Source organism: Pleionea sp. CnH1-48 (assembly GCF_024124665.1).
GTDB lineage: Bacteria > Pseudomonadota > Gammaproteobacteria > Enterobacterales > Kangiellaceae > JAMXSB01.
On record NZ_JAMXSB010000011.1, the window covers coordinates 26,751 to 40,352 of the forward strand.

Sequence of the window (13,602 nt, forward strand, 5' to 3'; positions counted from 1 at the left end):
ATCACTGCAAGTGAGTTTATTTCGTCACTTTTTATTAACTTAATATTTTTTAATTAATAGGATACTCGGAGAATACGATGCGTATACGCCGCAATTCTTTGCTGCCTGTCAGTCCATTGCTTTTACTGCTAGGCACGCAAGCTCATGCTTCCCAAGTTCTGATATCTGATGATTTTGAATCTGGTTACGGAAACTGGAGCAACACAACATTGAGTGATAGCCACCAATGGACATTAACAACCAATGGAACTCCTTCGTCTGGAACGGGACCATCAGGTGGTGGAAACAACAGCACTTATTTTTTATATCTGGAAACCTCTTCTGGTTCTGCTCATAGTCCAGGGAACTCTGCCATACTAGAAAGCTCGACCCTTTCGGGTAGTAATATTCAATTAAGTTTTCAGGCTCATGCCTACGGTAGCGATATCGGTACTTTATCCGTAGATGTTCTGGTTGATGGTAATTGGATAACCGATGTATGGACCCTGACTGGCCAACAACAAACCAGCAATGCAGCACCTTATAACACTTACAATGTCGATCTGAGCGCTCATGCGTTAACCAAGATTCGCTTTAGAGCCGTTGCTGCTGGCGGATTTCGTGGCGACATTGCTCTTGATAACATTGTTGTAAGTAGCACTCCCTCTGGCCCATTGCCTCCTTACTTTAACGACAGTGCACTCGTAAAAACAGCCGCTCATCAAAACTATCCTTACAGTGGCAGTATCGCAGCTGACGCCACCGATCCTAATGGCGATGCTCTGACTTTTAGAAAGATATCAGGACCTGATTGGCTTCAAGTTAATTCCGATGGAACTTTATCTGGAACACCTACATCATCGGATGTTGGCGACAACCGCTTTGTCGTTGAAACCTCGGACGGTACATTTAGCGCACCAGCCACTCTCGATATTTTTGTTCATGATGCCACTGTTCCGATTGTGATCAGTGAAGCAAATTTCGAAACGGATACTTCGGGTTGGATTAATGTGACAACCGGAGACAACAAAAACTGGACACGAGACTCAGGGGGAACCACCTCACAAGGAACAGGTCCAGCGACAGGTGCTGATAACAGCGAATATTATATGTATTTAGAGACCTCTTCAGGTTTTGCTTACGCCAATGGAGACTCTGCAATACTAGAAAGCCCAGAATTGAACGGCAACGATTTGTCTTTAACTTTTCAGTATCACATGTATGGAAGCAATATTGGTTCCCTTGCTGTTGATGTATTTAGCGGCGGGATCTGGTTGAACGATATTTGGAAAGCTTCTGGTCAACAACATGGCAGCAATGCCTCTCCTTATAAAAATGCAGAAGTCGACCTCAGTAACTTTATCGTCGATAAGGTACGACTAAGAGCCACAGCCGCAGGAGGCTATCGCGGAGATATTGCAGTCGATAACATAAGAGTTTCTCGTGCCAATATTGATACGAATGACCTCGACAGTGATGGCATTCCTAACGATCAAGATTTATGTCAAAACACTCCCCCAGGAGAACCCGTTAATTCTGAAGGTTGTTCACTATCGCAAATTGACACCGATAACGATGGTGTTGTCGATAGTCTCGATGCGTTCCCAAATGATCCTAACGAATGGCTAGATACCGATGGTGACGGCATCGGCAACAACACAGATACCGACGACGATAATGATACCGTTTTGGATGTTGATGATGCCTTTCCATTGAATCCACTGGAGTCGGTTGATACCGATGGCGACGGAACAGGAAACAATGCAGACACCGATGATGATAACGACAATGTTCCAGACAATGATGATGACTTCCCTTTAGATCCGTCTGAGCATGTTGACACGGATCAAGATGGTATCGGTAACAATGCTGATACGGATGATGACAACGATGGCGTTGCGGATAACGAAGATGCCCTACCACTAAATCCCAACGAAAGTGTAGATACCGACAACGACGGCATCGGTAACAATGCCGATACCGATGATGATAACGACGGTGTTGCCGACAATCTGGATGCCTTTCCGCTCGATCCTTCAGAGAATCTGGATTCTGATCACGATGGTATTGGTAACAATGCCGATATGGATGACGACAACGATGGCGTTGCCGATGTTGATGATGCTTTTCCTTTCGACAGCACAGAATCAGTCGATACAGATAGTGACGGTATTGGAAACAACGCCGACACCGACGATGACAACGACGGTGTTGAAGACGCCTTGGATGCGTTTCCATTGGATAACAATGAGTCCTTAGATACAGACAACGATGGCGTTGGTAACAACACTGACCTCGATGACGATAACGACGGCTTAAGCGACGATGATGAAATCAATCGTTATCAAACCAATCCATTACTGGCAGACTCTGATAGCGATGGAATGCCCGATGGCTGGGAAGTACAACATCGACTAAAAGCAACAACCAATGATGCTGCAGAAGATCCTGATCAAGATGGTATTACGAACCTGGATGAATACCAGATGGATACCGATCCATCTCCACCGGTTGTCTTTGAGACCTTACCTGCCGATCAAAGTGTTGACGTATCATCAAGCGATGCAATCGTCATCACATTATCCGAAGACATTGCAGCAGATAGCGTGAATGCTTCAAGTTTGTACATCAACGATGGAGTGCAAGATGTGGCAGGAACCATCAGCGTTGATAAAGCAAAAATTACCTTTACGCCTGATCAGCTATTACAAAGTAATCAGCTTTATACCGCCGTGTTAACTCAAGATATTGCAGATCTTGCGGGTAATTCTCTTTTGCAAAACTATCAATGGACATTTACCACACAGAGTAGTTATAAAATGTCTGGTAGCATCAACTTTTCTGGTGCTGGACTAGAAGGCGTTTCGCTAGCCATCACAGGACAAGCTTCTACTAATGGCACATCAGATAGCCAGGGTGAGTTTAGTATCGATAAACTTGAGCCAGGACAATACACCATTACCCCATCAAAGTTGGGATACATGTTTACTCCGGCAAGCATCAATATCGAAGTTGCCGATCAAAACATTGCCGATCTTAGTTTTGAAGCTGTAACTATTCCTGTGATTCATGTTCCCGCCGACTTCGCAACGATTCAGTCAGCAATTGACTCTGCGACAGAAGGTGCCACAATTCTGGTACAAGACGGTAGTTATCACGAAAACTTGGTGATTAACAAAACCGTTAGTATCGAGTCTCAAAACGGTTATGCCTCAACAGAAATCATTGCCGCCAATAATAACACTCACGTTATTTCTATCTCTGCACCTCATGTAAAGATTAAAGGCTTTGATATTTCTGGTGCTCATGTCTACTACAAAGCCGGAATCTATTTTGGCGCTGGTGCCGATTATGGCCAAGCTCTGGACAATCGCTGTGGTTATGATGATGCTCATCGTAATTATATCGGTATTTCTATTCGCGGCAGTCATCACGTTCGCGCTGACAATAATATCTGTAACCACTGGGGATTATTCGGTATCTATGTAGACATCAGTACAGGAACACAAATTACCAATAACAGCGTTGCCGATCATAGTATGGAAGGGATTAGTCTGGATGAGTGTCAAAACTGTCTAGTGTCTGGCAATACCGTCACACGTTCACGAACAGGCATTAGACTCAGAAGTTCATCAGATACCATCATCAGCAACAACAACAGCAGCTCCAATACCGAAAATGGTATTCACCTGATAAATACACAGGATGGCAATAAAGTCGTAAATAACATAACGGAGTCAAATCCTGAAGTGGGTATTTATGTTGAGTCGACTGGAGCCACAGAGGTTGAAGGCAACACAGTAAAATCCAATGACATTAGTGGCATCGTTATGTATAAATCGAGCAATTGTCTGGTTAAAGAAAATACCGTCGAGCGTAATGACGACTACGGCATTTATATTAACAACTCAGATAATTGTAATGTTCTAGAGAACAGTACGCTTCGTAACGGTGCGGCTGGAATCAAACTTAACTTTGCTGATGGCAATCAACTGATTGGCAACGACAACAGAGCTTACGAAAGAATTGGAATAGAACTGTATCAGTCAAACAACAACCTGTTAAAAAGCAATAAGGTGACAGCGCCCATAACAGGGCTAGCTTATAACGCACTTTACTTGCTTAAATCTTTCAATAACCTGATTTATCTTAATCACCTTGAAGGAAGCAGTAATGGCGCTTCAGTCATTTCAAACAACGGTTCAGTTAACTTATGGCAATCACCCTCTGAGCTGGCTTATTTATTCGGTGGGCAATCTTTCACTGGATTCTTAGGAAACTACTACGGAGAACATGCTCTAACCGATAGCAATGGTGATGGTGTTACTGATAACAGCAAAGATCTTCCTGGCGATGAGCCGGACGATACAGTCGCTTTATCATCTCCTCCATCTGAGTATCAAGAAAGCGAGTAAGCAATCAGCAACAGACACTCTCTTAATTGAGAGTGTCTTTTTTACTCAACGAAAGCACAAATACTCTCAAAACTCCTACTACATTTTTTGACTTCTAAAAGTATTATTAGCCAGATACCTTCCGTAAAAGATACAATCAGTTAAAACATAAAAAGTGGCTATATAAAATGATAAGAATCAATAGTCTTAACACGCTACTTCAATACATGCAAAAATCTGAACTATCTGTAGAATGGAGAGTTACTTCTGATATCGGTCCCGACTGGATAGGCAGCACTCGAGAGATCTATTTTTACCTAGGTAGCGAAAAATTAGACGAAACGGAGTTTCATGATCAGCTTAAAAGCGCGTTAATAAAAGTAGCCAATATCCCCCCTTCCAGCGAAAAGCATGTAATCGATGGTGAGGGTGATGTGACAATCGAAGACGGTTTTCTGAAAATCAAATTTTGGTGGAGCAAAGCAATCCCATATCAACACTCCGATGAGAGTGGTAGCGGAGAAGGAGTTTTATTCAAGATATAGTTAGAAAACTTAACTTTGTTTAACCAATCCAGTCTTCCTTTTAACCAAGAACAAAAATTGCAATAAGAGATTTCAAATATTCTGCTTCTCCTGCATTTTTCTCAATCGACAATAGTTTGCTATGATTTATAAAAAATAAATAAGAGGAAGTCCCTATGGAAAGTATTGATTTTGAGAAACTCATGAACCAAGCTATCGAGCTGTCGATGGCCTATGCTCCTAAGCTGGTTCTGGCATTAATCACACTGTTGGTCGGTTTTTGGATCATCGGAAAGATATCTAAAGGCGTCGAAAAGGTCCTCACCTTCCAAAAAGTTGAACCCACTCTTGTTCACTTTTTGCGCAACCTTGTCAGTGTTGTCCTCAAAGTCCTTTTGGCGATCAGTGTTGCCTCTATGATAGGCATAGCGACCTCATCCTTTATCGCCATGTTAGGTGCAGCAGGTTTAGCCATTGGTCTGGCCTTGCAAGGCAGTTTGTCTAACTTTGCTGGCGGTGTACTTATTCTCTTCTTCAAACCCTTTAAGGTCAACGATGTTATTGAAGCGCAAGGTTATCTAGGTCGAGTCAAAGAAATTCAGATTTTTAATACCATTTTGACAACGTTAGATAATCAGCGAATTATTATACCCAATGGTGCGCTGTCGAATGGCTCTATCAAGAATGTGTTTGCCGAGCCTACCCGCCGAGTGGATCTGACTTTTGGCATCAGCTACGACGATGATATTCTTAGAGCTAAATCCATTCTAAAAGATGTGATTGATGATCAGGAGTTTGTGTTAGATGATCACGATAAAGAAATTTATGTATCAGAACACGCCGATAGCTCAGTCAATATATTGGTAAGAATTTGGACGAAATCAGAAACCTACTGGGATGTTTACTTCGGCATGTACGAAAAAGTGAAACTGGCCTTTGATAAAGAAGGCGTTACCATCCCTTATCCTCAGCGCGATGTACATATTCATCAAACAGGCCCTGCGGCTTAAGTATCATTGTGAGAGGGGCTTCTTCGTAGACACGACTAAGAAGCTAACACATAATTACACAGACCCTATTTATTAATAGGGTCTTTCTCTACAGCAAGAATGCATCGATCATGGTGATCGAAATATAACAAGTTACCGCTCGTTTCAAATGCCAATAGTGTATCATTTCCACCACCAATTATTGGCAGCTCAAGGTCATCCAATCGAACCAAGAGTGAATCCACATGGCAAACGAAAGCTTCTCCAGAATAATGTCCGGCGTCAGGAATAACTAAAACTCTCTGACTTTCAATAGCTAATGCTTCTCCGTAAACCGCAATAATAATTTCTCTATCGCTTCTCTCTCTATCAACCTCACCCAAACTTCTTTTATCTGGATACAAATTAATAATGTCGTAAATATGATCGAGCGAAAAGTCAGACCAACCGAGAATGATGGCTCTCGAACGAGGGCAAAATTTATGTAAGAATCTTAAACTCTCTGCTTTATCAATACTCATCAAAGTGCAACTTTCTCGAACGCTTATTCAACCCGAAACGCTCCAATGGTTTCTGCCAGCCGCTCTGTCTGCCCTTTTAATCCTTCACAAGATTGCGAAACACCTTCCATTTCATTTGAGATCCCAGCCGAGATATCTCTTAATTGCACCGTATTCTGCGTAACATTCGCTGTCACTTCTGCTTGCTGTTCTGATGCATTGGCAATTTGTAAATTAATCGCGCGTAACTCTTCCATTCCTGAACCAATTTGACGGATGGATTCGCTTACTTCTCGCGTATTAGAAACCACAATATTTGATTGCTCAGTTCCTCGATTCATACCCGCCACCGCAGCAGAGGTTCCTGATTGTAATAAGTCGATGGTTTTAGCAATTTCTTCTGTTGATATTTGAGTGCGACTCGCCAAACTGCGCACTTCATCTGCAACTACTGCAAACCCACGTCCCGACTCACCCGCACGAGCCGCTTCTATGGCAGCGTTCAATGCCAACAAATTCGTTTGCTCAGCAATGCTCTTAATGACCTCAGTTACCTTACCGATGTTCTCAACTTCTTTTGCTAACTGTTGAATATCAGTGGACGCCTGACCAATCACACTAGACAGCTCTTCTATGGACCCCATCGTTGAACTCAAACTTTGTAGGCTGGATTGAGACACTACCATGAGGTTTTGACTCTGCTCCGAGGCATTGCTGGAGCTATTCGACACTTCCGCAATAGTCGCACTTAACTCTTCTGATGCTGTTGCCACCTGCTCAGAACTATTAAGTTGTTCTTGCGCATTACCCGTAGTTGCGCGGGCCGATAGTGTAAGTTGCTCTGTGGTGGAGGCAACCAGCGAATTGGCCGTTTGTATTTCTTCAACCAGTCCTCGAATGCCTGCTCGCATCAATTCAATGTCGTCAGCGATATCACATAACTCGTCGGAGCCTTCTAGCTGTAACGCTTCCGTTAGATCCCCTTTTGCAATTAGTCCTGCCTTAGTGCGAATATAACTGACACTCTCGGTTAAATTTTTCAGGGTTAAGAAAGCAAAGGCCAACACCATAACAAAAACCACCAGACTCACCATCATATTCACCGCTCGACTGGTCGACAGCTGGCTTTGTGTTTTTGCAAGATTGCGAGAAAATCCCTGAGCAACCGCCGCTTCTAACTGAGCTAACTCCGTGAGTAATCCTTGCCCCTGCGACAATACCTGTGCGGTAGAAACGTTCAGGCTGTCGCTATCCATCATATCTTTGCGAATAGTATTCAAAAAACCATCTAACGCCTGATTCACGCTCGAAGCAGACTGCTGCAATTCTTTGCGGGTGTTTTCATCTTTGCTAAAAACAAACTGCATCACGGCATTCATATTACGTTTGCGCGCCAGAATCGATTCGTAGAAAGAACGCATACGCAAAAACGACTCTGGAGTAAACTGACCTTTTTGAGTGACGTTCACTGCAACGGTACTTAATCGACTCACATCTTCATAAACATGGGGCAACAGGTTGGTAGCCATCAGGCTCAGATAGTGAGTATCCAGTTGAGAATCCAGCACCAGCCCAGAATCTTGAGCCACTTTTTCCATCAAAAAGAAATGCTGAGAGATAAGCTCACTGTGCCCATCAAAACGTTTCATCGCATCTTGCGTCTGCATAGACGACAAGGCATCCCACTCCGCCTGCAAACGATTAAGCTCAGACCCATAGTTCGTTCCCCAGTCAGTCTCACCAAAGGACTTAAGCTGATTAAAGAGTGACTGGATCTCGCTGCTGAGATTGCTGATGTTTGCAGATAGAGAGTTATCACCATTCAGCTGACGACTCACACTGTCTCGGTGAGCAGCCAACTTAAATGGCAATCTCTGTATTTGCTCAACCAGAGCAAAACCTTGCTCTTCCAATGCTAATTGAGATAGTTTTTCGGAGTGTAGAACCCATACCTGTGGCAACATCACAAACATGGGTACGGCAATCATAAAAATTAATATTAAAAATCTGGTCTTATACTTCAAATGACTGATCAGAGAAAACACCTTAGCTCACCTTGTTTATTGTTCATTTTGTCCTCAATAACCAAGCTAAGTATAGACAAAACCAGACAATTTCCAGTGATACTAAGGGTGCATTAACGCTGATTTTCGGACTTATTGATTTTTAACATCAAAGAAGATACCGTTTTATGCCTCTTTAGTGAGATATTTATTTGGCTCCAGAAGCGACATCCACAAACAAAGCCGGGTCCAGACGTTGCTCAAACCAATTAATGCGCCAATCCAGATGCGGCCCGGTTGCCCTGCCACTCTTGCCAATGCGCGCAATAAGCTGTCCCTGTTTTACCTGCTGTCCATCTTCTACCTCGATCTTATCCAGGTGAATGTAAGTGGATGACAACCCATAACCATGATCCAGTATCAAGGTGGCCCCCGAATAAAACATATCATCGTGACTCAAACTGACAACACCATCAATGGGAGCATAGACTGGCGTCCCCACAGGAGCAGCAATATCTAATCCAAAATGCGGACGCTTTGGTTTTCCGTTCAACACTCTTTGACTGCCATAGACACCACTGATACGTCCTTTAGATGGCAACACAAACTCTTGCTCAAACGCCAGTAGCTCAGAACGCGTTGCTCGCGCTGCACGGATCAAACTTGCTTCAGACCGAATACGTTGCAAAACCTCTGGCTTTCTAGGCGACACTTTAGACGGTGGCAAACCATCAATCCGCTCAATTTTCCACTCTCGAGGAGCAATGTCTAATGCAACCCGACGTTGCTTGCCCTGGTAATGAATATCAAAGTGAGTTTTGGCGCCAAAGTCACGGCCAAAACCAATCACAAATCGACCTTTTTTATTAACATCCACGTGATGCTTTAAGAACGAAATTTGCGCACCAGGTCTGGTTTGCCCTATCAGGTAACCACCTTGTTTGAGTTCTTGTTTAACCACCTTAAAAGGCAGCGAAGCCTCGGTCACATCTTCAGCCCAAGCCATCATGGTCATGCCAAGAGCAACAAAACACAACGCGCGACCCAACCAATTTTTGAGTAAAACAGTTACATTCATCAAAACATCCTATTTAGGTGTGTAGATTTTTATCAGTCTCTATCTTTTTATGTTGTTTACTTTCTCGGTACATTAAATAAAGACCGCTGAGTATGATAATGGTTGCACCAATCCAAACATTGGCAACTGGCAGTTCAGACCAAATCCAGTAAGCCATCAGGGCTCCCCAGATAAGCGCAGTATAATCCAGTGGGGCCAGCACCGAAGCAGGAGCATAAACAAAAGCTCGTGTAATAAAATATTGCCCTAACGCCCCCGTAAAACCTAAGCCCAACAAATAAGGCCAATGATCAAACACGATGGGACGCCAATCCGTTATAGCCAACAAGCCACAGCCAACAGACAGCGACACCAGAAAATAAAAAATCATGGAAAAATCAGACTCGGTCTCCGTCATTTTCTTAAGCATAATAACGACAATACTGTAACCGACAACAGACAGCAGGCATGCCACTGTGCCCAAAGTAAAAATAGGACCATCACCTGGATTAAGAGCGATAAAAACGCCTACTAGTCCAACCACAATCGATGCCCAACGATGAATGCCGACTTTTTCGTTCAGCCAAAATATCGACAGTACAGCAACCAATAGTGGTGCAGAGAAAAATATCGCATAAGCATTAGCAACGGTTAACTCTCTTAACCCAATCACCACACAAACAAAAAACAGCACACTCAAACCGCCACGCATTAAATGCAATGACAGACGTTGTGTTTTGAGCTCTTTCCAGGCGTCTTTAGACATAATCCACAACAATACAAAAGGCAGCGACATCAGGCCGCGAAAAAAGGCCACCTGATAAGAAGAATAATGAGCACTCAACCATTTGATAAGAATATCCATAAACGAAAAAAAGAACACGGCAACGACCATTAAGATCATACCTTTAGCAACATTTTCGTTCGAGTTTTCAGTCATCTGAGATGATCCTGTTGTTGAAATAAATGGTTACAAACAAAAGTCGATAAGTTGATGGGGCTCTTTCATAATCTGCTGTATGACTATTGCCCCCACTAAGTTCTCTTGCCAATGACAGTTCGGTTTGTTTATATCAGCCTGCTTGCGGTATTGTCACTTTTTTCGAACACATTATTGGCCAACAACGACTTTATTACCCAGGCCGTTAATAATCCTGCACGTCCAGAGAGTGACCTAAAGCGGGATAGCCACCGCAAACCAGCACAAGTTTTAAGCTTCTTTAAAGTACGTCCAGGAATGACCGTCGTTGACATATTTTCGGGCGGAGGTTACTACACCGAACTCCTATCTTACGCTGTCGGTCCTAAAGGTAAAGTGATTGCTCATAACAATCAAGCCTATGAAGACTATGTCAAAAAAATGGTTGCCCTGCGTTACAAAGATAAGCGTCTACCCAATGTGGCTCGAGTCATTGCCGAGGCCAACGAGCTGGTACTCCCCAATAACTCCGCCGACATGATGTTTATGGTGTTGGCTTACCATGATATTTACTATCGCCCCAAAGATGGTAACTGGCCAACCATCGAGCGCGATGACTTTTTACAACGCATGTATCAGAGTCTTAAGCCCGGCGGAACGCTGGCTGTCATTGATCACAAAGCAGCCCCCGGTAGCCCACGCTCAACAGGGCATACATTGCATAGAATTGATCCAGCCATTGTGATTAAAGAACTTAACAAAATTGGCTTTAAACTGGTCGACGAATCAGACATTCTGGCAAACCCTAAAGATGATCACCAACGCCACATGTATGCGCCCGGCCTGAGAGGCCAAACGGATCGTTTTGTTTTGAAATTTATTAAGCCGCTGACACTGGACAATCAACTGGCTAACGAAACTCCCTTTCCCTGATTAAAGCAAAAGAATCCAGATAAAAAAAATCCCGCAAACGCGGGATTTTTTTTACTGAACTCAAGCAGACTAAAACTACTGAGTAGCTTCTCTTTGGCTGATAAAGTCTAGCGCCAAATCAATACGTTTTAACGCTCGCTCTTTGCCAATCCATTTAAGGGTAATATCAAGGTTAGGCGACATGCCACTGCCTGTTACCGCAACGCGTAACGGCATACCGACTTTACCCATACCGACCTGCAAAGCTTCCGCTGTATCATCAATAGCTTGCTGAAGCGGCGCTTCTGACCAATCATCAAGCACTGCTAAGCGTTCTTTAATTTGCTGTAATGGCTCTTTAGCAACTGGGCGCAAATGTTTTTTTGCTGCTTTTTCGTCAAACCCCTGGAAGTCTTCATAAAAATAACGAATGGAGGCTACCATTTCTTTTAACGTTTTGACTCGATCAGCAAACACCGGAAGTAACTCGGTAACAACAGGTCCGTTAGTCACGTCTAACTTTTGCTCATTAAGATGCCACTCTAAGTGAGACAAGACTTCGTCAGCGGGCAGCTCTTTCATGTAGTGCTGATTTAGCCAGTTTAGCTTTTCCGTATTAAATGCAGAGGCTGCTTTGTTAATATTCTGGATATCAAACAACTCAATCATCTGCTCTACCGAGAAGACTTCTTGATCGCCATGGGACCAACCTAGTCGAACCAGATAATTAAGCACCGCCTGTGGTAAGTAGCCATCATCACGGTATTGCATCACACTCACTGCACCATGACGCTTTGATAACTTTTTACCGTCATCACCTAGTATCATTGCAACGTGAGCATAAGTCGGAACCTTTGCACCCAAAGCTTCAAAAATATTAATCTGACGAGGTGTATTGTTGACATGATCATCTCCGCGAATCACCTCAGTGATGCCCATATCCCAATCATCAACAACAACGGTAAAATTATAAGTGGGTGTGCCATCGGTACGAGCAATGATCAAATCGTCTAACTCTTCGTTGTTGATTGAGATCTCGCCTTTTACCGCATCATCCCAAACCACAGCGCCAGTCTCTGGATTTTTAAAACGAATCACATGAGGCTGAGACATGTCACGCTCATCTGCGGCTAGTTTTCGGCAACAACCGTCATATCGAGGCTTTTCTTTGTTCGCCATTTGTTGCTCTCGCAACTCATCCAATCGCTCTCGTGAACAGAAGCATGGATAGGCTTTGTCTTCATCCAACAGCTGCTGAATGACTTCTTTATAGCGGTCAAAGCGCTGAGTCTGGTAATAAGGGCCTAAATCATGTTCAAGTTGCAACCATTTCATACCATCCAAAATCGCTTGAACGGCTTCATCAGTGGAACGCTCTCGATCAGTGTCTTCAATACGTAATACAAACTGACCGTTATTTTTTTTTGCGTGTAACCAACTGTACAAAGCGGTTCGCGCGCCACCAACGTGAAGATATCCTGTTGGACTGGGTGCAAATCGAGTAATGACTGACATATCGTTTTTTCTTCCTGCAATAAAGTTGCGCACATTCTACCAAGCCCACGAAGCATCTCAAAAAATTTATTTGTCGTTTTTTGACAGCGCCTGCTGTTATACAAAGGCTCTTATTAAAGTTTCAATTAAGATAGCTCAAGTGATAGCAAAATGACGCAGGAATGAACGAACATTGGCCCTTTTTACATCAAATTGGACTAAATTCGCTCAGACTGTAAAAAAAGTGAAAAAAGTTATTGACCGATGGCCGATGCTTCCCTACAATTCGCCTCGTTCTTACGGAGTGGGCGCTTAGCTCAGTTGGGAGAGCATCGCCCTTACAAGGCGAGGGTCACTGGTTCAAGTCCAGTAGCGCCCACCACTCCATCTCTTTTCTTTTATTACATCCCTCGTAATCTCTATATTCAATATATCCAAACACAACTCCGCTATCCGTTTATCTATTGACTTATAAACTATTCATTTTGCCTTTTCTGTTGTCGGTTCACATTTGCCTGACAAAATAAGTTTCTCTTTAACCCACTTTAAAATACCTAATTAAGATGCTCAAAATTAGCGCAGATAGGTGAGCTAAATGTATAAATTTAAAGCGTTTTTCTTCTTTTTTAATGAAATGCACTATTTTTTCAAATAATGGTTGACCGCCCTGCAAAGCTTCTCTACAATTCGCCTCGTTCTTACGGAGTGGGCGCTTAGCTCAGTTGGGAGAGCATCGCCCTTACAAGGCGAGGGTCACTGGTTCAAGTCCAGTAGCGCCCACCACTCCAACTCTTTTCTTTTGTCTTTGCTTACCAAAATTCTCTTTCAAAT

At 43.3% G+C, this 13,602-nt stretch carries 9 protein-coding genes and 2 tRNA genes; 6 read left to right on the forward strand and 5 right to left on the reverse strand.

Features of this window, described 5'->3' with window-relative positions; translation table 11 throughout:
- Window positions 1-77: 77 nt before the first annotated feature.
- The 3 genes from NH399_RS17205 to NH399_RS17215 all read left to right on the forward strand — a co-directional run bounded on the left by NH399_RS17205 (window position 78) and on the right by NH399_RS17215 (window position 5,907).
- Window positions 78-4,394: a NosD domain-containing protein gene (locus NH399_RS17205; RefSeq protein ID WP_253042281.1), complete on the forward strand. Its 4,317-nt coding sequence runs from the start codon at window positions 78-80 to the stop codon at window positions 4,392-4,394.
- A gap of 167 nt (window positions 4,395-4,561) precedes the next feature.
- Window positions 4,562-4,918: a hypothetical protein gene (locus NH399_RS17210; RefSeq protein ID WP_253042283.1), complete on the forward strand. Its 357-nt coding sequence runs from the start codon at window positions 4,562-4,564 to the stop codon at window positions 4,916-4,918.
- Window positions 4,919-5,073: 155 nt separating this feature from the next.
- Window positions 5,074-5,907 (forward strand): mechanosensitive ion channel family protein, encoded by an 834-nt coding sequence (locus tag NH399_RS17215; protein WP_253042285.1) that lies wholly within the window; start codon window positions 5,074-5,076, stop codon window positions 5,905-5,907.
- Between the two features lie 65 nt (window positions 5,908-5,972).
- Here NH399_RS17215 and NH399_RS17220 read toward each other — a convergent pair whose 3' ends face one another.
- From NH399_RS17220 to NH399_RS17235, 4 genes are all read right to left on the reverse strand, one after another.
- Window positions 5,973-6,407 (reverse strand): hypothetical protein, encoded by a 435-nt coding sequence (locus NH399_RS17220; RefSeq protein ID WP_253042286.1) that lies wholly within the window; start codon window positions 6,405-6,407, stop codon window positions 5,973-5,975.
- A 23-nt stretch (window positions 6,408-6,430) separates the two neighbouring features.
- Complete coding sequence (locus NH399_RS17225; protein ID WP_253042288.1) at window positions 6,431-8,374, reverse strand: methyl-accepting chemotaxis protein; 1,944 nt, start codon at window positions 8,372-8,374, stop codon at window positions 6,431-6,433.
- Between the two features lie 223 nt (window positions 8,375-8,597).
- The gene (locus tag NH399_RS17230) at window positions 8,598-9,467 is read right to left on the reverse strand and encodes a M23 family metallopeptidase (protein ID WP_253042290.1); all 870 of its coding nucleotides are present in this window, start codon (window positions 9,465-9,467) and stop codon (window positions 8,598-8,600) included.
- Between the two features lie 13 nt (window positions 9,468-9,480).
- Window positions 9,481-10,386, reverse strand: coding sequence for a DMT family transporter (locus NH399_RS17235; RefSeq protein WP_253042292.1), 906 nt, complete (start codon window positions 10,384-10,386; stop codon window positions 9,481-9,483).
- A gap of 111 nt (window positions 10,387-10,497) precedes the next feature.
- Between NH399_RS17235 and NH399_RS17240 the strand changes: the two genes are divergently transcribed.
- Complete coding sequence (locus NH399_RS17240) at window positions 10,498-11,298, forward strand: class I SAM-dependent methyltransferase (protein WP_253042294.1); 801 nt, start codon at window positions 10,498-10,500, stop codon at window positions 11,296-11,298.
- Window positions 11,299-11,373: 75 nt separating this feature from the next.
- Here NH399_RS17240 and gltX read toward each other — a convergent pair whose 3' ends face one another.
- On the reverse strand, window positions 11,374-12,792 hold the full coding sequence (gene gltX / locus NH399_RS17245) for a glutamate--tRNA ligase (protein WP_253042296.1): 1,419 nt from the start codon (window positions 12,790-12,792) through the stop codon (window positions 11,374-11,376).
- A 285-nt stretch (window positions 12,793-13,077) separates the two neighbouring features.
- Here gltX and NH399_RS17250 point away from each other — a divergent pair.
- Together NH399_RS17250 and NH399_RS17255 are read left to right on the forward strand one after the other, a co-directional pair.
- A tRNA-Val gene (locus NH399_RS17250) sits at window positions 13,078-13,153 on the forward strand.
- A gap of 325 nt (window positions 13,154-13,478) precedes the next feature.
- Window positions 13,479-13,554: transfer RNA gene (locus NH399_RS17255), tRNA-Val, on the forward strand.
- Window positions 13,555-13,602 lie beyond the last annotated feature (48 nt).